17 protein-coding genes and 1 riboswitch are annotated in these 20,024 nt (G+C 70.3%); of the genes, 7 read left to right on the plus strand and 10 right to left on the minus strand.

Going from position 1 to position 20,024, the window contains the following annotated elements:
- Window positions 1-74: 74 nt before the first annotated feature.
- The 8 genes from ACGFI1_RS23770 to ACGFI1_RS23805 all read right to left on the minus strand — a co-directional run bounded on the left by ACGFI1_RS23770 (window position 75) and on the right by ACGFI1_RS23805 (window position 6,869).
- Window positions 75-302 carry an acyl carrier protein gene (locus ACGFI1_RS23770; protein WP_364551252.1) on the minus strand — a complete coding sequence of 76 codons (228 nt, stop codon included), beginning with the start codon at window positions 300-302 and terminating at the stop codon, window positions 75-77.
- Window positions 302-1,867 carry an amino acid adenylation domain-containing protein gene (locus ACGFI1_RS23775; RefSeq protein WP_392787925.1) on the minus strand — a complete coding sequence of 522 codons (1,566 nt, stop codon included), beginning with the start codon at window positions 1,865-1,867 and terminating at the stop codon, window positions 302-304. The genes ACGFI1_RS23770 and ACGFI1_RS23775 overlap by 1 nt, the downstream gene beginning before the upstream one ends.
- 25 nt (window positions 1,868-1,892) lie before the next feature.
- Window positions 1,893-2,618, minus strand: coding sequence for an LmbU family transcriptional regulator (locus tag ACGFI1_RS23780; RefSeq protein ID WP_392787927.1), 726 nt, complete (start codon window positions 2,616-2,618; stop codon window positions 1,893-1,895).
- Window positions 2,615-3,268 (minus strand): FMN-binding negative transcriptional regulator, encoded by a 654-nt coding sequence (locus ACGFI1_RS23785; protein WP_392787929.1) that lies wholly within the window; start codon window positions 3,266-3,268, stop codon window positions 2,615-2,617. Before ACGFI1_RS23785 ends, ACGFI1_RS23780 begins: the two co-directional genes overlap by 4 nt.
- 33 nt (window positions 3,269-3,301) lie before the next feature.
- Window positions 3,302-3,517 (minus strand): MbtH family protein, encoded by a 216-nt coding sequence (locus tag ACGFI1_RS23790; protein WP_386873319.1) that lies wholly within the window; start codon window positions 3,515-3,517, stop codon window positions 3,302-3,304.
- Window positions 3,518-3,920: 403 nt separating this feature from the next.
- On the minus strand, window positions 3,921-4,574 hold the full coding sequence (locus tag ACGFI1_RS23795) for a response regulator (RefSeq protein WP_138635681.1): 654 nt from the start codon (window positions 4,572-4,574) through the stop codon (window positions 3,921-3,923).
- Window positions 4,559-5,704 (minus strand): hypothetical protein, encoded by a 1,146-nt coding sequence (locus ACGFI1_RS23800; RefSeq protein ID WP_387076538.1) that lies wholly within the window; start codon window positions 5,702-5,704, stop codon window positions 4,559-4,561. The genes ACGFI1_RS23795 and ACGFI1_RS23800 overlap by 16 nt, the downstream gene beginning before the upstream one ends.
- Window positions 5,697-6,869 (minus strand): sensor histidine kinase, encoded by a 1,173-nt coding sequence (locus ACGFI1_RS23805; protein ID WP_392787933.1) that lies wholly within the window; start codon window positions 6,867-6,869, stop codon window positions 5,697-5,699. Before ACGFI1_RS23805 ends, ACGFI1_RS23800 begins: the two co-directional genes overlap by 8 nt.
- A gap of 712 nt (window positions 6,870-7,581) precedes the next feature.
- Between ACGFI1_RS23805 and ACGFI1_RS23810 the strand changes: the two genes are divergently transcribed.
- Window positions 7,582-7,866 (plus strand): hypothetical protein, encoded by a 285-nt coding sequence (locus tag ACGFI1_RS23810; RefSeq protein WP_392787935.1) that lies wholly within the window; start codon window positions 7,582-7,584, stop codon window positions 7,864-7,866.
- 94 nt (window positions 7,867-7,960) lie between these two features.
- Here ACGFI1_RS23810 and ACGFI1_RS23815 read toward each other — a convergent pair whose 3' ends face one another.
- Complete coding sequence (locus ACGFI1_RS23815; RefSeq protein ID WP_392787938.1) at window positions 7,961-8,191, minus strand: DUF5988 family protein; 231 nt, start codon at window positions 8,189-8,191, stop codon at window positions 7,961-7,963.
- A 234-nt stretch (window positions 8,192-8,425) separates the two neighbouring features.
- Window positions 8,426-9,049, minus strand: a complete 624-nt coding sequence (locus ACGFI1_RS23820; protein ID WP_392787940.1) for an LmbU family transcriptional regulator — start codon at window positions 9,047-9,049, stop codon at window positions 8,426-8,428.
- A 683-nt stretch (window positions 9,050-9,732) separates the two neighbouring features.
- Between ACGFI1_RS23820 and ACGFI1_RS23825 the strand changes: the two genes are divergently transcribed.
- The 6 genes from ACGFI1_RS23825 (at window position 9,733) to metE (ending at window position 19,866) form a co-directional block, all read left to right on the plus strand.
- Entirely contained in the window at window positions 9,733-10,098 is a 366-nt protein-coding gene (locus ACGFI1_RS23825) for a DUF5713 family protein (RefSeq protein WP_386873310.1), read from the plus strand.
- 143 nt (window positions 10,099-10,241) lie between these two features.
- Window positions 10,242-12,293, plus strand: coding sequence for a right-handed parallel beta-helix repeat-containing protein (locus tag ACGFI1_RS23830; protein WP_392787942.1), 2,052 nt, complete (start codon window positions 10,242-10,244; stop codon window positions 12,291-12,293).
- 237 nt (window positions 12,294-12,530) lie between these two features.
- Window positions 12,531-14,612, plus strand: coding sequence for a protein kinase domain-containing protein (locus ACGFI1_RS23835; protein WP_392787945.1), 2,082 nt, complete (start codon window positions 12,531-12,533; stop codon window positions 14,610-14,612).
- Window positions 14,609-16,738 carry a serine/threonine-protein kinase gene (locus ACGFI1_RS23840; RefSeq protein ID WP_392787947.1) on the plus strand — a complete coding sequence of 710 codons (2,130 nt, stop codon included), beginning with the start codon at window positions 14,609-14,611 and terminating at the stop codon, window positions 16,736-16,738. The genes ACGFI1_RS23835 and ACGFI1_RS23840 overlap by 4 nt, the downstream gene beginning before the upstream one ends.
- Before the next feature lie 46 nt (window positions 16,739-16,784).
- A complete protein-coding gene (locus tag ACGFI1_RS23845; protein WP_386873303.1) occupies window positions 16,785-17,285 on the plus strand; it encodes a hypothetical protein in 501 nt (166 codons plus the stop codon).
- A riboswitch (cobalamin riboswitch) is annotated at window positions 17,283-17,500 on the plus strand. It overlaps the preceding gene by 3 nt.
- A 116-nt stretch (window positions 17,501-17,616) precedes the next feature.
- Window positions 17,617-19,866, plus strand: coding sequence for a 5-methyltetrahydropteroyltriglutamate--homocysteine S-methyltransferase (gene metE / locus ACGFI1_RS23850; protein WP_392787949.1), 2,250 nt, complete (start codon window positions 17,617-17,619; stop codon window positions 19,864-19,866).
- The last annotated feature ends 158 nt before the right edge of the window (window positions 19,867-20,024 follow it).

A 20,024-nucleotide genomic window follows, 5' to 3' on the forward strand; every position in this document is an offset into this window, starting at 1 on the left:
GGAACGGTCAGCAGGCCCGGCGAAAGGAATGTGTCTCGCCGGCGGGACACGGACCGGAACCAGGGTCGCCGCTGTCAGGTCACCGGATCCAGGGATTCGATGTACGCGGAAACAGAGGCCACGGTCGGGTTGAGGAACATCTGGTCGACCGGTACCTCGACGCCCAGTTCCGCGACGAAGGCGGCCTGAATTCGGGCCATGATCACGGACTGGCCGCCCAGGGCGAAGAAATCGTCGTCGTCCGCCACGTCGTCGCGTCGGAGTTCGCGGCACCAGATGGCGCGCACCTTTTCGGAGATCATCACAGTCCTGTCCTGCACGAGTCGGCGAGTTCCTTGCGGTCGACCTTTCCGTGCGGGCTCAACGGCAGCCGGGGAATGTTGAGGCACCGCGCCGGGACCATGTTCCGCGGCAGCGTTTCGAGCAGCCGGGCGCGGACGTCGTCCGCGGCGAGATCGCCGTCCTCGGGCACGACGAACGCGACCAGCTCGACCTCCCCGGCGTCCGTGGAGGCGGTGACCACGGCGGCCTCCCGGACGCCGGGCAGCCTGGCGAGCGCGCGCTCGATGTCGGCGGGATCGATGCGCATGCCCCGCACCTTCACCTGCGCGTCCATCCGTCCCGCGACGACGAGGTCCCCCTCGGCGTTCACGTAACCGCGGTCGCCCGTCCGGTACATCCTGCGCGGCTCGCCCTCGACCATGACCGTGGTGAACCGCGCCGACTCGGGGCCGCCGCCGTTGAGGTAGCCCGCGCCGACGCCGGCTCCGGAGATGAAGACCTCCCCGTACTCCCCCGGCCCGACGCCGTTCATCCCCTCGTCGAGAAGGTGGATGCCGGTGTTGTGGGCCGGCCTGCCGACCGGCGCGATGTCGTGTTCGCCGGGCCGGTAACCGGCCAGGTCGAACGATGTCGCGACGTCCGTGCACTCGGCGACGCCGTACTGGTGCAGGAGCGTGCACGCGTTGTCCTCGCGCCGCGCCCAGTCCCAGATCCGTTCGACCTTCAGCGGCTCCCCGCCGAACAGCACGTAGTCCAGCCCGGCGAGCGCGTTCCCGCCGCGGGCGGTCTCCCAGTCCACCAGCAGGTACAGCGTGCTGGACGCGCAGTGCACCACGCGGACGTCGTGCTCGTTCAGCATGCGGTACGCCAGCAGGGCGTCGAAGTTCCGGCTCGCCATCAGGTGCTGCGTGGCGCCGCAGAACAGCGGCGTCATCAGGCTGCGCTGGGACAGGTCGAAGCCGAACGCGCTGACGACCAGGTTGTGCGACCCGCGGTGCAGGCCGTACTCGATCATCAGCCAGTTCATCAGGTTGAACCAGCCCTCGTGCCGCACCGCGGTCAGCTTCGGCGTACCGGTCGACCCGGACGTGAAGACCGCGTAGCACACGTCGTCCCCGGTGACGGAGACGTCGGGGCGGGTCTCCGGGAGGTCCACCAGGCCGCCGGGCGGGTGTCCGAGGTCGATGACCTCGGCGGCCGCCGACTCGACCATCCCGGCCGTCGCCGGGGACGCCACGATCAGGACGAGATCGGGGATCTGCCCCAGCAGCAGCCGGAGCCTCTCCGCCGGGTAGGACGGGTCGAGCGGCACGTAGGCCGCGCCCGCCTTGAGCGTGCCGAGGACGGCGACGAGCATGTCCACCGAGTAGTCGAGGCAGACGCCGACCTTCGCGCCCCGGCCGTGTCCGCGCGCCGCGAGGAGATGGGCGAACCGGTTGGCCCGCGCGTCCAGCTCCGCGTACGTCACCCGCCGCTCGCCGCAGACGACCGCGACGGCGTCGGGGGCCGTCTCCGCGTGCGCCTCGAACCGGTGGTGGGGCACGGGCGCCGGGGGCAGCGGGACCTGCTTTCCGTGAAGGATCATCAGCTGGCTCCGATGTGACGGGCGGTCAGGCCGTGCGCCGGTCGGCGGCGTCGAGTACCCGCGTCGCCCACTGGTCGACGGAGAGGCCGTGCGCAGCCGCCACCTTCGAGTAGCAGTCGAGCTGGTGGTCGGACAGCTCGATGGTGAGCGTGACCTTCTGCTTCTCGGCCAGGCGCACCTCGGCATTGCGCCGCTCGTCCCCGCCGTCCGCAGGGAGCTCCTTCCGGCGGCCGCCGCGCTCCTCGCCGTCCCCGCGGAGGCCGGGGCTCTGCTCGGCGAGGCTCTCGCGGACCGCCCTGCGCAGCTCGTTGCGCGACCACTTCTGCTCCTCGGCCTTGCGCAGCCAGTAGTCCTGCTCGGGCGGCGAAAGGCGCGTCACCTCGGCGTGGTGGGCGAAACTGAGGCCGTCCCGCCTGCGGTGGTGCTCGAACCGCCGCGCCACCCACGCGTAGTTGCGCAGGGTCTGGTAGTCGAGGCCCGTCCGGTCGATCGCCTCCCGGTAGCGGCGCCATCCGTACGCCGACTCCCCGAAGATCAGCCAGTCGGCGAGCCACCAGGCCGAGGAGTTCGCCAGCTCGCGCAGGTTGGTGCCGATCTGCTCCCAGGACCGCTCCGGCAGGTTCTGCGCGAAGACCATCCCCGACTTGCGCGCCGTCGCCTGCTTCCCCACGAAGGGCAGGACCACGTCGCGCTGCGCGGCCTCCCCGCCGATCGCCGCCGGCGCGGCCTTGTAACCGTTCGTCGTACTCACAGCTCCCCTTCGGTCAGCCTGTTCATGTACTCCGCGACCTCCCGCTGCCGCCCGGCCCCCTCCCGGGCGAAGTGGCGGCACACCCGGTCCCGCGTCTCGGCGCTCTGCTCCTGGCTGAGCTTGAAGATCGCCTCGGCCCGGGTGACGGTGAACCGGAACGCGCCCACCCCGGGCAGGATCCGGCGGAAATGGCCGATCGACCCGGTCATGTCCCAGTCGCGTCCGAAGTCGCCCTCCAGGACCCGGACGGTGGAGCGCACCACGGACAGCGTCTCCTCGTCGGAGTCGATCGTGTCGATCACGCCGCGCAGCTGCGCGGCCGTGTAGTTCCAGGTCGGCGCGGACGGAGTGAACGGGTACAGCGTCGGCGAGACGTACGCGTGCGGGCCGGCGAAGCTCAGCACGCCGGGCGTCCCGGAACGCAGCGCCTTCCACTGGGGGTTGGCCCGGTTCATGTGGCCGAGCAGCGTCGCCCCGGCGAGCTCCGCGGACCCGTCGGCGGGCAGCCGGTCCGGGATGACCGGCAGGTGCGTGGCGTACGGGCCTTCAGCGTCGCCGCCGTTGGTCATCAGAAGGGCCAGCGGGTTCCGCCGCATCAACTCGACGATCCACCGGACGTCGGGCTCCCGGTACATGGCGGGCACGAACATCGCGATCCACTCCTCCGCAGCATCCGGTCCGCGTCAGTCCGCGGCCATGGCCTCCCGGAGGCTCCGCGGGCGCATGTCGGTCCAGTTCTTCTCGACGTACTCCAGGCACTCGGCTCTGGACGCCTCACCGAAGACCTCCCGCCAGCCCGCGGGGACGGCGGCGAACGCCGGCCACAGGGAGTGCTGGTCCTCGTCGTTGACCACGACGAAGAAGCGGCCGGCCTCGTCGTCGAAGGGGTTCGTGCTCATGGCGACCGTCCTTGGCGTTGCGACGCGATGCGGAATCGGGAGACCGCCCGGGCAGGCGGCATCCATAAACGTCGAGCGGTGACTCGGGATGGGAATTCAGCCGGGCCGTTATGGGCTTGCCATTTCGGCGGTGTCCCGTCGACAGGACACCCGGCGGCCGCGCCGGCCCGGTAAAGCTGTCGCCACCGTACGACTCGCCCTCGAATGCCACAAGGGGCGGGCAAGCGGGCGGCGGATGGCCGACGTCCGGCCATCTACGGGCCCTTTACCTCACCGATGTTCTGTGTAAGCATGACCGGCAGCAGCAGCATCAGGACATGCTCCCCTTGAATGCGAATTCAGCAATTCTTCCGGCCGAATTCACGTTCGCGCGGCGGCGGCCGCGCGGCGGCGCCGGACGGTCTCAGTCGATGACGATTCCGTCGCGGCGCGCCTCGCGGTAGAGGTCGACGCGGGTCGTCGCCTCGCGCCCCAGCCGGGAGTACTTCTCCCGGGCGCGTTCCAAGTACTGCTTGACCGTGTGCTCGCTGATGCCCATCTGGCGGGCGACGCCCGCGCGGGTGAGGCCGCCGAGCCACAGGCGCATCGTCCGCAGCTCCTGCTCGGAGAACCTGGGCGTGCCGTTGAGGCTCTCGTTCGCGGCGAGCATGGCGCCGGCCTGCGACGGGGTGGTGTACCTCCCGCCGGCCGCCACCGTCAGTATCGCCTCGATGAGGTGCGCCCGGCCCTCGTTGGAGTCCTTGGTGATGTAGGCGCGGGCACCGGCCAGCTCGGCGTGGTGGATGACGTCCGGCTCGGTGTGCTGGGAGAACACCACGATCTTGCGGCCCGCGGCCGCGAGCTCGGCGATGCGGTCGAAGACGAGCTCCCCGTCGATGCGCAGGTCGACCACCAGGACGTCGGCCGCCGCGGCCGGGCCGGTGTCCACGTCCGCCAGGTCGGGCCCGACATGGACGATCTCGACGCGCCGCCCCGCGTCCTCCGCGACCCACGTCCTGATCCCCGTCAGCACGACGTCCTGGTCGTCGATGACCGCGATGGTCACGGTCTGGCCCATCGAGCCTCCACCCACAGCTGGTCCCCGTCATGATCGATCGTGAGGTCGACGCCGGCGGTCCCCGCGTCCCCGGCGGCCGCGTCCCCGGCGGCCGCGTCGCGGGTGAGGTCGCCGGCGCCCGGGTCGTCGGTGAGGACTGAGACGCTCACCTGGTCGGCGGCCGTCGAGACGACGGTGATCCGCGTGTGCGCCCGCGTCCTCGCCAGCACGGTGAGCGGCACCTCGGCGAGCGCCGCGGCGGTCCCCTGGTCCAGCGGCGGCGGCTCTCCGACCAGGGTCAGGTCGACCACCACACCGCGGCGCAGCGCCTCGTCCACGCCCGGCTGGAGGAGCCGCAGCAGCGGATCCGGAATGTCCTCGTGCTCGGCCAGCAGCTGCCGGAGCATGGCCTCGGCGGTGGCGCAGCGGTGCCGCAGCGACGGATCGGACGGATCGGCGCTGCCGTCGGCCAGCCCGCGCAGGACGGGCGTGACGAGCCGGCCCGCCTCCCGGTAGCGGTCCCGCCGCGCCGCCGAGACCTCCGCGATGATCATCTCCCGGGTGGCCATCTCCCACCGGTCGGCCGCCGCCGCGGCCGCCACCCCGCCGCTGAACCGGAACACGCGCGCGCCGCCGACCATCGTGAGCTGGATGCTGGCCGACGCGTACAGCAGGACGACGAACCCCGCGATCACGTGCCGGGTCAGGTCGCCCGTGGACACCAGCGCGGCGAGGACGGCGCCCGCGTTCGCGGCCAGCAGCGCGATGAGCTCCCGTACCGGCCGGTGCATGAGCAGCAGCACGCCGATCAGCCCGACCGTCGCCCACGCCCAGTTGATCTTCAGCTGCTCGCCCGGCGGGCAGTCGGCCGCCATCGCCACCCCCGTCGCGAGGTCGGCCACGGCGAGGACCACCGTCCAGCCGCGGCGGCCCGTCCTGCGGAGCAGGAGGACCGACGCCGCCGCGACGAGCAGGCACTGCGCCGCCCAGAGCGCGGCGGCCAGCCGGAACGAGCGGTAGTAGTCCATGTAGGTCAGCAGGGCCGTGCCCGCTCCGCCGACCTGCCAGAGCGCCACCGTGACCACCAGGGCCACGTCGAACGCCCGGTTGAACGGCACGGCGAACGACTCCCGCGTGGAAGCCTCAGCCATGGGGCCACCGCAACGTGATCTCGGTCCCGGCGCCGGGCCGGGAGGTCACCGTGGCCCGGCCGCCGACCGTGGTCATGCGCTCGACGATCGAGTGCCTGATGCCCAGCCGTCCGTCCTGGACGTCGCCCGGCGCGAATCCCCGGCCCTCGTCGGAGACGGTGACCGTCACCGAGCCGTCGCCGTCGTGGCGCTCGGCCCGCACGCGCGCCTGGGAGACCCCGGCGTGGCGGTCGACGTTGCGCAACGCCTCCCCCACCCCGCCGGTGATCGCCGCCGCGACCGGCGCGGGAACCTCCAACCCGGCGCCGCCGGGCACGGCGACGAGATCGACGGCGACCGGCACGGACAGGTGGGCGGTCAGGTCCAGCAGGTGCTCCGCCAGGTCGACCGGCTCCGCGGGGGCGTCGACCCAGCCGCCGGAGAACCTCTCCATGACCTCCAGCGCCCTGCGGGCGTCCCGGCGCAGGGCGGGCGAATCCGCCGGCACGGCGCCCGAGGCGACCATGCTGAGCGTCGACAGCACCGAGTCGTGCACCTGGAACCGGTGGAGGCGCTCGTCGGACCTGCGGGCGGCCGCCAGCATCGCCCGGCGCCGCTCCCGGTCGCGCACCGCCACGATCACGTCGGCCCGCCGGCCGCCGCGGCGCAGCAGCCACATGATCACGCTCAGCGCCGTGACCTGGACGATCAGGGTGCGGACCTGGCTGGTCTCCGCCGGGACGCCGACCACGTAGGCGGCGATGACCGCGGCTCCCAGCAGCATCCCGGTGACCTGGCCGGCCGAGAGCAACGCCACGAAAACCGCCGTCCCCGCCAGCATGATGGCCCACGTGGTCTCGTCGATGACCGACGAGACGGGGACGACCCACGGCTGGAGCAGCATGACCAGCGCCACCACGGCGGAGTCACCGATCAGGAGGGGGAGCCCCAGGCCGTACCGGGTCGCCGCCACGGCGAAGAACACGGCCCACAGGACCAGGCCGCCGAGCACCACGGGCTGCCAGAGCCGGGACACCCCGTCGTCGGCGTCGTCGACCAGCGCCGCGACGACCACCACCGCGACCGCGCCGCAGCGGAGCGCGACCGCGAATCCGCGGACCGCGTAAGCCAGCGCGTATTCGGAAGGGCCGGGTCCGGAACGGACCGGCCCGTCACCCCGTGTCACATGATTGGTACGGTCAGCACCCTCGCTTCCGAAAGGTAATGTCGTCTCGGGCATGTGGAGCAGTATTGCGCGGTCCCCGTCGCACTCGTAAGACGGGACCAAATGTGATCATGAGGAACGGCACTTCTCAGGGTCACAAGGCAATTACGCTGACGTATTCGCGCGGTCCTACCTCGGCGAACGAACCACCGCCGCGCCCGGGATGCGACTTGACCGAAAGTGGCCTACTGACCGCTTTGACGTCCTGTCGACATGGCGACTAACGGTTCGTACCCGTAGTGGCCATTGTCCGTTCATGACAAATTATTGATGTGTCATGCATGTTACGGCCGCCCTTCACTCCGTAAGGCCCGGCCACGAACGCCGGCCCGTCGCGCGAGGGTCGTCTCTGGTTGTGGCGCGGGTTGAGAGCCGGGCCGCGGACGGTGACCGCTCGGTCTTGGGGGCGTCCTCCAGGGCTCACCGGGCGAGGCCGTTGCGAAGCCAACGATTCCCACCAGTCTCAGCCCACGGCATCGGGCCGCAGATCGATGCGCGCTCTTTCACCGCGGCGGAGCCCGAAGGCGCGGCCATTGGTCTCCCGATGGCGGTGAAGCCGCCGGTCGAGCTTTTCAGTGCGGCAAGGAAAAGTGCACCGATGTGATCTCCGATTGCCTTGATCGAGCCGATCGGATAGACCCGAGATACTATGCGCATTGATGGGACGTGGCAGTTGACCATCGACACACCGCTCGTCAGGGAGCTGCAAGTAAAGCTGTATCTAGAAAGCGATGGGAATTCCGTGGTCGGACGCCTCGCCGACGACACGGAAACGTTCGCGGGAAAGGTCGTCCACGGCGTCGTTGACGGTGACCGGTTCAGCCTCAAGATCAGGCTTCTCCGGCCGGTGCCGAGCGCGCTCAGGTTCACCGGGACGTTCGACGGCGATTTCATGGAGGGCAGCGTCCGCGTGCGCTTCTTCGGCGGTTTCAAGGCGAGGGCGAGGAGGGTCGCCTGACCCCGTCCGGGCGTCCGCGCCGGCCTCCGGGGCCCGTCGGCGGCGCACAGGGCTCTCGCCGCCTGGAGGCCGGCGGAACGATCGATGGGGAAGACTATTCGGCGATCTTCGTACGGGTGGACCAGGTGAAGACGGGCACCTGCCCGCGGTCACCCGACTGCGCGCACTCATAGTGGTCATATCCACCACTGCGCTGGACCTTCAGCTTTCCGTCGGCCACCGCCGACGCGGGCACGGCCACCCGGGTGGGCGCGCCGGACGGGCCGCCCACGAGCTCGACGTCGACGAACTCCGCGCCACTGCCGGGGTCTCCAGAGATGTCCACGCGAATTCCCTCCATTCTGCGTCCGAATCATCGGACGACGGGACCACGCATCCGAATCCCGCCATCTGACCGGCACTCCAGATACTAAGAAGGGAGAGAATGGCCGGACCAGCCCCGGCGGAAGTCATTTCCGGTATTCCGGGGGGCTTCCGTGTCCTGCCGGCGGGACAAGGGGCGGGTCCGGCGGGCACGGTGGCTCCCGCGCTCCGGCCGCGAGACCATCTCAGTGGGCCCTCATCCTTCCAGCGCCCGCGCGGCCGCGCTGTCCAGCGTGGTCAGCACCCATTGCTGCAGGTCCGTGCCCGACTGCTCCGCGGCCATGTGCCAGCGCCGCAGGTGGCTGCCGGGCACCGCGAGCCGCCGCGTGTCCTCGGCTCTCGCGCCCTCCCGGCTCTCGCCCGGGCGGGCGAGCCGAATGCCCTCCCGCAGCTGCTTGGTGGTCCATTTCGCCTTCTCGGCGCGGTCGAGCCACCTGTCCTGCTCCTCGACCGGCAGCGACGCGACCTCGGCGTGATGCTGGAAGCTCAGCGCGGGGCGCCGGCGGCAGAACTCGAACCGCCGCGCGACCCAGGCGTAATTGCGTAACGTCTGATATTGCAGCCCCGCCGCGAGGATCCCGTGCTCGTACCGGTCGTGGTAGTGCTCCTTGCCGTATACGAGCCAGTCGCCGAGCCACCAGGCCGACGAGTTCACGATTCCGGAGAGCTGGCGGCCGGCGTGCTCCCAGTCCTCGAAGGCCAGCTCGGCCGGTATCTGCAGGCCCACCGCCGTCGTGAGCACCTCGCCGCGACGCTGCTCGGCGGAAACGGCACCACGTCGCGCCGACGGCGCCCTCCTCCGGCGGAGGACGGTCCTCATCTGATCGGTATCGCCGGCCCGGTTCACCATGTCTCTCCTTTCGGACGGGCTGGGCATGAATAATGACCGGGAAAATCCGCACAGAGCGGCAACCGCTCGCAAAGCGGCGCCATGCATTCGGTGAACGTCGGCCGATGAACCGTGCGGCGAGTGGGAGACCCGGCACGGCTCACCCGGCAGCCTTCAAGCCGCCCTCATCCCCCGAACACTCATTCCTTCGTCCGCAGTGGGACGGAACACGACCGCCGGGCGATCCCCGCATCGCCGGGGAGCCGAACCGTCACACTGTGCGATCAATAGATCGTTCCAGGTAACGGATCCGGCAGCTGGTCTCGGGAGTCGATAGACCGCAGACACTCTGGGCACACCTTCCACTGGGACTCACCGTGCCGCCATCGCCACGACAGGTTCGCCGAGGCACTCGCCGAACCGGCCCCCGCACCGTCCCCGCCGGCCATGGCCTTCATCTCAGTTAGCACGATTCTCACCCGAGGCGCGTCCACTGTCACGTCCGCCGTGCGGGGGTCATAATCATCTCCAGCAAAAAGGTTAATGGTCCTACATATCTTCGATCAGCGAAGCTACCAGCGCGTACGGTAGGTACGGAGAGCAATTCCACATTGCCCGCCGGACCATGGAGCGGCGTTGTCAGTGGCGCAGTGAAGTATGTGCCGGAGACCGACATGTCAGGCGAGAGGGCGATCATGGCGCTGGTGACGAACCAGAAGGTGCTCGACCACGAGTTCCTCACCGGGATGTACGACGACGGGTACTTCCCCGATCACCTCGTGGACAAGGGCAAAGCGATCTTGCTGGCTCTCTGCGGGCGGATCGAGACCGACCGGCCCGCCGATCTGGCGGCGCTCTACTCGCTGACGCACGCCGCGACCGAGGAGTTCAACGCCCTGCAGGCGGAGTTCGACGAGGCCGGCAGCGAGATCGAGACGGTCGCCCGCGATGTGATCGGCGAGGAGTTCTGGTTCGTGGCCACCGCCTACGGCTTCGACGGGGCCGACATCGAGGAGTTGATCGCCACCCGGGACTGGTGAGACCACCGCCCGCGCGCCGGACCCCGGTCTTTCACCGTGACCAGGTCTGGTTGTGAGACTTCCTCGGATTCGGTGATCGTGGTTCCATGAGTACCGAGCAAGCGTTTGGGACTGAAGCGAAGCGCTGAGCGAGGGAGTACCGAATGGCCCCGCGGATTCTCCGGAGGTTATGGCTGCCCCTTGCGGCCGCCGCCGTGCTGGTCCTCAGCCTGCTGCAGGCGGCGCAGGCGCACATCGAGCGGCCGTCGTACTGGCCGTCTCCCGGTCCCGACTGCTCCGTCAGCCCGTGCGCGGGCGGGACGGTGCCGACACCGCGGAGTCTCGCGTCGGCCGTCGAGACCGCCCCGGGGAGCACGACCCGTGTGGTGTGCCGGCCTGATTCGCTGGAACGGCTGGACGCCTCGATCAAACGGGCGCTGAAGTCGGGCTACAACGTCCGCCCGCACGACCACCGGACGCTCAGCACCACCCAGGCGCGGGAACTGAAGCGGATCAATCAGGCGTTGTTCGACCGGTGCCAGTACAGCGAGATCCAGCCCGCGGTGACCGATTCGCGGAACAACGACCGGGTCGTGGTGCTGCCGGGCGTCTACACCGAGCCCACGGCGCGCCAGAAGCCGACCCACGATCCCGCGTGCGACCAGTACAAGCTGAGCACGGGCGCGTACTCCTACCTCGGCGAGTACACCTGCCAGAACGACGCCAACCTGATCGCCGTGCTCGGCCGGGCCCCCGGCGCCGGCCAGGACCCCGACCCGCCGCTCGTCGACCGGCACGGCATCCCCAACCGGGGCGCCTGCGTCCGCTGCAACCTCCAGCTCGAAGGTTCGGGCGTGAGCGCCGACGACGTGGTCGTGGACGCCGGTGACCCGTCGTCCGGCAACAGCGGCCCGCGCAACTCGGTGAAGGACGTGGGCATCCGCGCCGACCGCGCCGACGGCTTCGTGCTGCGGAACATGACCGTCCGGCATGCCAACGAGCACGACATCTACGTGCTGGAGAGCAACGGGTACCTGCTGGACAGCTTCAAGACCTTCTACGCGGGCGAGTACGGCGTGCTCACCTTCGTCGAGGACCACGGCGTGATCCAGAACTGCGAGGCGGCCGGCAACGGCGACTCCGGCCTGTATCCCGGGTCGGGTGCGAAGACCGGGGCCGGACGCGACGAGCGCGTCTATCCGACCGCGCGCTACAGCCAGGAGATCCGCTACTGCGACTCGCACCACAACACCAGCGGCTACTCCGGCACCGACGGCAGCGCCACCTGGGTGCACCACAACAACTTCTACGACAACGCCCTCGGCTTCACCACCGACGTGTTCACCGCCGCCGGGCATCCCGGTTTCCCGCAGCAGGGCGACCTTGTCGAGAACAACGACTTCTTCTCCAACAACTTCAACCCGTACCTGGCGGACAGCGACGTGGTGCCGACCGTGCCGGTCCCGGTGGGGACCGGGATGTGGATCGCCGGGGGTGACGACAACGTCGTCCGGAACAACAAGTTCCGTGACAACTGGCGGCGCGGGGCGATGCTCTTCGCCGTCCCGGACGCGTTCGTCTGCGCCGACCAGCCCATGACGGGCTGCGACCCGCTGAAGCTGTCGACCTCGCACCGCAACCAGTTCCACGGCAACCAGATGACGGGCAACGGCCTGGACTTCTGGTGGGACGCCTTCCCCGGCAATACGGGCAACTGCTGGTATTCCAACGGCACCGTCACCACCTCGCCCCGTAACCTGCCGGACTGCCTGAACGGCAAGGCGCCCTTCCTCAGCTTCGGGTTCGGCAACCTGGGCAACGAACTCGAACTGCTCACGTGCATGGCGAACCTGAAGCCCGGCGGCCCATGCCCCTGGTTCACCACGCCCAAGGCCACCGCCCCGGCCGCGTACCGAACGGCACCGGTCGGCGACCACCCGCACCCCGAGACGCGCGAACTCGACGACGCGATGCTCGCCGCGATGACCTGCCATTCCTGGCAGGAGATGACGACCGAGCAGCGGGACCACATGCTGGCCAAGATGGCGGTGTTCATGGGCGGCCAGATCGACCATCCGGGGGCGCGCGGCACGACGCTGACCAACAAGAACGCGACGAGCATGCTCAACAACGCCTGCGGGCTGCCCTTCGCAGAGCCGTTCAAGCTCTACAAGCTCTACGCCCGAGCGGCGGCCTTCCCGCTACAACTCCCGTAACACCTCAAAGAGACCGACCCGAGGAGCCGCCGGGCCATCGCCCGGCGGCGATGGGGCGTGGCCTGGCGTCGCGGTGCTTCTTCGCACCGGGCAAGATCATGACTGGCTTCACGAACTTCACCGAACCGGGTGGGCTGCGCCCCTTTCGGAGTTGAGCGAACTGGAGTTGAGCCGCGCCGAGTCGTGTGCGTCCCCTGCTTGAATAGATATACGTGTTCATTTGAAGTGGAGGTGGGTGTGCGGCCGCTGCAGCCGGGGGATCCCGCATGGGTCGGCCCGTACCAGATCCTCGCCCGGCTCGGTGCGGGCGGGATGGGGGTCGTCTACCTCGCCCGGTCGCCGGGCGCCCGGCTGGCCGCGCTCAAGCTCATCCGGCGGGAGTTCGCCGAAGGCTCGGCCTTCCGGGAGCGGTTTCGCCGCGAGATCGCCGCGGCGAGCAAGGTGAGCGGGCTCTACACGGCCCCGGTCCTGGACTCCGACGCCGACGCGCCGCAGCCCTGGTTCGCCGCCGGCTACGTCCCCGCGCCCACGCTGGGCGAGGCCGTCGCGAGCGTCGGAACGCTGCCGGAGTCCGCCGTCCGGACGCTGGGCGCGGAACTGGCGGAAGCGCTGCAGGCGATCCACGGCGTCGGCCTGGTGCACCGCGACCTCAAGCCCGGCAACGTCCTGCTGGCCGAGGACGGCCCGAAGATCATCGACTTCGGGATCGCCAAGGTCGCGGACGCGACGCAGCTCACCGGCACGGGCGCCATGATCGGCACGCTGGCCTACATGGCTCCCGAGCAGATCGCCGAAGGCAAGGACGCCGGGCCCGCGGCGGACGTGTTCTCGCTGGCGGGTGTGCTGGTCTACGCGGCCACGGGCGCCAAACCGTTCGGCGAGCAGGACCCGGCCACGGTGCTCTACGAGGTCATGTACGAAGAGCCGTGCCTCGACGGCGTCCCCGCGTCACTGCGGGACTTGCTCGCCGCCTGCCTGGCCAAGGAGCCGGCCGGACGTCCCACGCTGGAGCCCGTGCTCGCCGCGCTGACCCCCGCCGATCCCCGGGCGTTGAACTCACCCGCGCTGCGCCGCGAGGTGGCGGCAAGGGAGGCCGAGGCGACCAGGGTGGCGTCGGAGCCGGTCACGGCGCCCCCGCCGACACCGCGGGTCGATGACACGGAGGCGGGCAAGGCCGGACGGCGCCGGTTCCTGGGACTGGCCGCCGCCGTCGCCGTGGCCGGCATCGGCGCGGGCGCGGCGGGCTGGGCGACGACCCGCGGAGGCTCCGGGCCCGCCAAGCCCGCTCCCCGCGCGACCGCCCTCGCCACGGCGCCGCCGCCCGCGTGGACGTTCACCCCGCCTCGGCCCGTCAGCGGGACGTCGATGGTGCTGATGGCGGGCGGCGTCGTGCTGTGGGGCGGCGAACAGGAGATGTACGGGGTGGATGCCGGCTCGGGGCGGCAGCTGTGGACGAAGGACAAGGCCAACACCGTGTATTCGGACGACGTCGCCCGCGGATCGACGTTCGTCGTCCTCGGCGGCGTGGTCGGCGACGTCGAGGACCAGTTGATCACTTTGATCGACGCCCCGACCGGCAGGACCACGAACCTCCCCACGCCCGCCGGCGTCGTCCCCTCTTCCGTCATCGGCGTGGTCGGCGACACGATGCTCGTGCGTTCGCGGACGGACGTATGGGCGCTCGACCTGGCCAACGGCAAGATCCGGTGGGATCTCTCCACTGACGGGTCGTTCTCCGGAGCCGTCGACCAGACCAGCCTTTACCTCAGCACTGCCCCCTCCCTCACCGCGCTCGACGCCGTCACCGGCCGCAAGCGCTGGGTCCGCACCTGGCCAAGGAGCGGCGGCACCCGGGACGGGTCAAGCCTGGACATCGCGGTCGCCGGTGGACGGTTGTTCGGCAATTTCGGCGACACCGTCCAAGCGGTCGACACCGCCACCGGAAGGCCCGTGTGGTCGCGAGATACCGACGTGCAATTCGACACCGTCATTCCCGCAGGCGCTAACGCGATCTTCAAGGAAGAGGTCCTCCACGCCTACGACCAGGCGACCGGCGACGCCCGATGGACGCTGGTCGGTCCGGAACCGTTCAACAACGACCCGGGACACATCGCCGCGACCGGCGACCTCATCGCGACCGCCTTCAGCGACCCGTCAGGCCCGTCCAAGGGCATCTTGGTCGCCGGGACCGACGGTCGCGCACTGTGGTCGCACTGGGGGCCGTCGGAGACACAGCGCGGTTGGGAAGTCGCGGTGTCCGGTTCGTCGGTCTTCGCGACCGACCACAAGCGGCTCTACCGCTTCCAGGTGACGCGGTGACGGCGGCGGCGCTGGAGCCCGGCGATCCCGATCGCATCGGGCGGTACCGCCTGCTGCGGCGCCTGGGCGAGGGCGGCATGGGGGTGGTCTACCTGGGCGCGTCCCCGGCGGGACGGGCGGTGGCCATCAAGGTCGTGCGGCCCGAGCTTGCCGGAGACGGTGATTTCCGCGCCCGGTTCCGAGGTGAGGTCGAGGCCGCCCAGAAAGTCAGCGGCGCGTTCACCAGCCCGGTCGTCGACGCCGAACCCGACGGCACCGTCCCGTGGCTGGCGATCGCGTACGTCAACGGCCTCAGCCTGAAGGAGACGATCGAACGGTACGGGCCGATGCCCGAGCCACTGCTGCGCACCCTGGGCGCCGGATTGGGCGAGGCCCTGATCGCGATCCACGAGGCGGGCCTGCTGCACCGCGACCTCAAACCGGCCAACATCCTGCTCGCCAAGGACGGCCCCAAGGTCATCGATTTCGGCATCAGCAAGGCCGCCGACACCGCCACGCTCACCGCGGAGGGCCAGTTCATCGGCTCCCCCGGCTACATGTCCCCCGAGCAGATCCGCGGAACACGGCTCACATCGGCCGCCGACGTGTTCGCCTACGGCGCCGTGCTGGCCTTCGCCGCCACCGGCCGCCCGCCGTTCGGCAAGGGCGCGGTCCCCACGATCATCCATCGGACCCTGCACGAAGAACCCGACCTGCGCGGCGTACCGGCCTCCCTTGCACAGCTGGTGACCGCCTGCCTCAGCCGGGACCCCGACCGGCGTCCGCCCGCGAAGCTGCTGCCGGCGCTGCTGGCCGCCCAACCGGCCACGGCCGGCTGGCTCCCCGACGACATGGGCGAGGAGCTGCGGCAGCGAGAGGACACCCTCGTCCTGGACCTGCGGACGCTCGCCAGGGCCCACACACGGCGACGGCTGCTGATCGGCGGGGCCGCCGCCGCTGGACTGGCCGTCATCGGCGGCGGAACCGCCGCGGCGCTGGCCACGACCCAGAACGGGAAGGGGCATCGTCTCTCCCCGCCGAAGTTGCTGTGGCGAACCGCGATCGACGGCGAGGACGACGTCACCCTCGACGTCCTTTCCCGCTCCATCATCTCGTCCGCCGACAGGGTCTTCGAGGACGAGGTCCGCTGCTACTCGCTGGCCACCGGACGGCAGATCTGGACCCGAGGCGACCAGACGCTCATCGGCCCAACGCTCATCTACACGATGGCCGGCTCCCGCATGGTCGCCATGGACGAGTCCCAGACGGTCAAGTGGACCTACAACGCACCGGCGAAATACCGATTCCCCGAACTCATGGTGTCGGCCGACAGGCTGCTGGCTCTCAGCGGGGATCGAACGATCACCGGCCTGGACCCCACCACCGGCCGCCGCCTCTGGATCCGCCAGTGGCCGCAGGCGTCGTCCATCATTCTCATCGGCATCCAGGGGCGCACCCTCCTTGGCCAGACGACCACGGAGAAAGGCGAGAACCGGTACCACGCGCTCAACATCACCACGGGCGCCGTCCGATGGTCCAAGCCGCGCGAGACGATGCTCATGGTGCCGGGCGACGGTGACCTGATCTTCAGCAGTTCCTCCCACACCACTCTCGACGCGTTGTCGGTCGACACCGGCCAGAAGGCCTGGAGCGCCGACCTTCCCAACGCCGCAAGGGCCCCGGACAACAAGGACGCGCTCTCCCTCAACGCGACCGTGGCCAATGGGCTGGTCTACCTGAACGGGCCGACCATCTACGCCCTGGACGCGGCCACCGGCCGACAACGGTGGACCTACACGCCGACCTCACCGGGCGGCCACGCCTTCCTACTCGACGGAAGATGCGCCTACATCTTGGACAGCCCGCATCTTGTCGCCCTCGATGCCCGCACCGGCAAGCGTCTCTGGTCCGTCAACACCCCCGCGTCCAAGACCGTCCCACTGATCGCCGCCGGCGGGCTGATCTGCACCGGCGTGGCAGGCACCACGGACTCGGGGCTCTATGCGTGGGACGCCAAGACCGGCGAAATCATCTGGAACTACCCCACAACAACCCCCGTCTCTACCAAGCAATGGGAATTCAGCACCAGCGGCTCCATCCTCGCCGCCGCACACGGCAACGCACTCCTCGCCTTTCGCCTCGTCTGAACTGGTGTCCATCCCGAACGGCGACCGCATGTGATCAAATGATGGCATGAACGCGATCTGGGGAAGCGTCGTCGCCGTGGTGGGCACACTGCTAGGCGTGCTGGTCTCTGCCATGACTCAGCGATGGAACTCCACCCGTTCCGAGCGCCTCACACGGGAGCGGCAGCTATGGGAGGAACAACTCACCGCGTTCAGCAGCTTCGCCGGCGCGCTCGTCGACTATCGCCGCGCCGAGTACGACCGTGCCCACAGAAGTTTGGACGCACCTGATTCCACTGCCCATCACGACGCTCGCGAAGAATCCTATCGCGCACGCGCAACAGCCCAGCAGGAATTGTTCCGCGTTCAACTTCTGTCCGACAGTACTGGGCTGTTCCAATTGGCGGAGCAGGCTTTCGTCGCCACCGAGGAGATTCACGAAGCAGCCACCAAAGAGGAAGTGAAACACAGCGGCGAGCGGGCAAAGCAGGCACTCGCCATCTTCGTTGAAGAGGCAGGGGGTCTGGTCCGCAGACCACATTGGCCGTCGGCCGGTGTGCAGGGCTAGACTCGTTGTGCGGATGGTTCACCCGCGCCCTGGTGGTGCGGGTGTCGTAAGAGGGAACCCGGTGAGAATCCGGGACTGCCCCGCAGCGGTGAGCGGGAACGACCGCCGTCATAGGCACTGGGCCCACGGTCTGGGAAGCGACGGCCAGTAGGACGCCCTACTCCGGTAGGAGCGACGTCCGCGAGTCCGAAGACCTGCCTCCGCCCGCGCGCCGGCCGGCGCGCGGTGGTCTGCGGCCTCGTGGGAGGGTCGGCGGCCGGCGCACACGCATGCACGGCGTGGGTCCGTCCCCTTCCGCAGCGCCGCCTGTGGCACAGCGAGGGAAGCCGCCATGAGAACCACGATCCTCGGATATCCCCGTATCGGGGCGAACCGTGAACTGAAGTCCGCCACCGAGGGCTACTGGGCCGGACGCATCGACGCCTCCGCCCTGGAGGTGGCCGTCGCGGACCTGCGCGGCTCCGTGTGGAGGGAACTGCACGACGCGGGCCTGGACATGGTCCCGTCCAACACGTTCTCCTACTACGACCAGGTGCTCGACACCAGCGTGCTGGTCGACGCGGTACCCGACCGCTACCGGCACCTGGACGGGCTGGACCGGTACTTCGCCATGGCGCGCGGCGTCCAGGACGTCCCAGCGCTGGAGATGACCAAGTGGTTCGACACCAACTACCACTACATCGTCCCCGAACTCGGTCCGGACACCCGGTTCCGGCTGGCCGAGGGCGCCGACGCCAAACCGCTGGCGGAGTATCGGCAGGCCAAGGCGCTGGGCATCGAGACGCGGCCGGTGCTCGTCGGCCCCCTCACGTACCTGCTGCTCGCCAAATCCGCTCCGGGGGCGCCCGCGGGGTTCCGTCCGCTCGACCTGCTCGACGGGCTGGTGGACGTGTACGCGGAGCTGCTGGAGAGGCTGGCCGGGGCCGGCACCGATTGGGTGCAGTTGGACGAGCCCGTCCTGGTCGGTGACCGGACCGACGAGGAACTCGCCGCGCTCGAACGCGCCTACGCGCGGCTGGGCGGGCTGCCGGCCAGGCCGCGCCTGCTCGTCGCCACCTACTTCGGCACGGTCGGCGCCGACGCGCTGCGCATCCTCGGCGGCACCCGTGTGGAGGCCGTCGGCCTCGACCTCGTCGCCGGGCCGCGCAACGTGGACGTGCTCGCCTCGATCGGCGGGCTGCCGCGCAAGACCGTCGTCGCGGGCGTGGTGGACGGCCGCAACGTCTGGCGCGCCGAACCGCACCGCGCCAAGGCCGCCTACGCGGTGCTGCTGGGCCTGGCCGACCAGGTGATCGTGAGCACCTCCTGCTCACTGCAGCACGTCCCGATCGACCTGGACGCCGAGACCGGCCTCGATCCGGCGGTGCGGGAACGGCTGGCGTTCGCGCGGCAGAAGGTCGCCGAGGTCGTCGCACTCGGCGAGGCGCTGCGCCTGGAGAAGCCTCCCGCCGACGCTCGGGCGCAGGCTCCTTCGCCGGACGTCGACGACGGCGTCCGGGCCCGCGTGGCCACGCTCGCCGACGCTCGCCGCGGTGACCGCGCCACCCGGTTCGCCGCCCAGCGGGACGCGCTGAAGCTGCCCGAGCTGGCGACGACCACGATCGGCTCCTTCCCGCAGACCTCCGCCATCCGCAAGGTCCGCGCCGACCACCGGGCGGGCCGTATCACCGACGACGCCTACGAAGCGGCGATGCGGGACGAGATCGCCCGGGTCATCGCGCTGCAGGAGGACCTCGGGCTCGACGTGCTCGTCCACGGCGAACCCGAACGCAACGACATGGTCCAGTACTTCGCCGAGCGGCTCGACGGCTACGCCGCCACCGAGCACGGATGGGTGCAGTCCTACGGCTCCCGGTACGTGCGGCCGCCGATCCTGCACGGCGACGTCGCCCGTCCCCGGCCGATGACCGTCGCATGGGCCGCCTACGCGCAGTCGCTGACGGGCAAGCCGGTCAAGGGCATGCTGACCGGCCCGGTCACCATGCTCGCCTGGTCGTTCGTCCGCGACGACCAGCCGCTCGCCGACACCGCCCGCCAGGTCGCCCTCGCGCTGCGCGACGAGATCGCCGATCTGGAGGCGGCCGCCATCCGGATCGTCCAGGTCGACGAACCCGCGCTGCGGGAACTGCTGCCCCTGCGCCGGGCCGACCGCGCCGCCTACCTCCGCTGGGCCGTCGCCGCGTTCCGGCTGGCCACCTCAGGGGCCGCCGACACCACCCAGGTCCACACCCACATGTGCTACTCCGAGTTCGGCGAGATCATCGACGCGATCGGTGATCTGGACGCCGACGTCACCAGCGTCGAGGCCGCCCGCTCGCACATGGAACTGGTCGCCGACCTGCGCGCCGCCGGCTACGCCAACGGCATCGGACCCGGCGTCTACGACATCCACTCTCCGCGCGTCCCGGCCGTCGAGGAGATCGAGGCGAACCTGCGCCGCGCGCTGCAGGCCGTCGAGCCCGCCAGGCTCTGGGTCAATCCCGACTGCGGCCTGAAGACCCGCGGCTACCCCGAGACCGAGGCGTCCCTGCGCAACATGGTCACCGCCGCCCACCGCGTCCGGAAGACCATTTCGGGCTGAGGCCGGACGTCCCGATGCCTCCGGCCGTGGGGGGGGGGGGGGGCGGGGGGCGGGGGGGGGGCGCGCGGGGGGGGGGGGGGGGGGGGGGGGGGGGGGGGGCGGCGGGGGGGGGGGGGGGGGGGGGGGGGGGGGGGGGGGGGGGGGGGGGGGGGGGGTAC

It is taken from the genome of Actinomadura geliboluensis (assembly GCF_043197915.1).
Lineage (GTDB): Bacteria > Actinomycetota > Actinomycetes > Streptosporangiales > Streptosporangiaceae > Spirillospora > Spirillospora geliboluensis.

What these genes read in the sequence shown, in the direction of transcription:
- ACGFI1_RS23770 (WP_364551252.1), bottom strand. Translation starts at nt 302, where the DNA reads ATGATCTCCGAAAAGGTGCGCGCCATCTGGTGCCGCGAACTCCGACGC.
- ACGFI1_RS23775 (WP_392787925.1), bottom strand. Translation starts at nt 1,867, where the DNA reads ATGATCCTTCACGGAAAGCAGGTCCCGCTGCCCCCGGCGCCCGTGCCC.
- ACGFI1_RS23785 (WP_392787929.1), bottom strand. Translation starts at nt 3,268, where the DNA reads ATGTTCGTGCCCGCCATGTACCGGGAGCCCGACGTCCGGTGGATCGTC.
- ACGFI1_RS23790 (WP_386873319.1), bottom strand. Translation starts at nt 3,517, where the DNA reads ATGAGCACGAACCCCTTCGACGACGAGGCCGGCCGCTTCTTCGTCGTG.
- ACGFI1_RS23795 (WP_138635681.1), bottom strand. Translation starts at nt 4,574, where the DNA reads ATGGGCCAGACCGTGACCATCGCGGTCATCGACGACCAGGACGTCGTG.
- ACGFI1_RS23800 (WP_387076538.1), bottom strand. Translation starts at nt 5,704, where the DNA reads ATGGCTGAGGCTTCCACGCGGGAGTCGTTCGCCGTGCCGTTCAACCGG.
- ACGFI1_RS23820 (WP_392787940.1), bottom strand. Translation starts at nt 9,049, where the DNA reads ATGAGGACCGTCCTCCGCCGGAGGAGGGCGCCGTCGGCGCGACGTGGT.
- ACGFI1_RS23825 (WP_386873310.1), top strand. Translation starts at nt 9,733, where the DNA reads ATGTCAGGCGAGAGGGCGATCATGGCGCTGGTGACGAACCAGAAGGTG.
- ACGFI1_RS23830 (WP_392787942.1), top strand. Translation starts at nt 10,242, where the DNA reads ATGGCCCCGCGGATTCTCCGGAGGTTATGGCTGCCCCTTGCGGCCGCC.
- ACGFI1_RS23845 (WP_386873303.1), top strand. Translation starts at nt 16,785, where the DNA reads ATGAACGCGATCTGGGGAAGCGTCGTCGCCGTGGTGGGCACACTGCTA.
- metE (WP_392787949.1), top strand. Translation starts at nt 17,617, where the DNA reads ATGAGAACCACGATCCTCGGATATCCCCGTATCGGGGCGAACCGTGAA.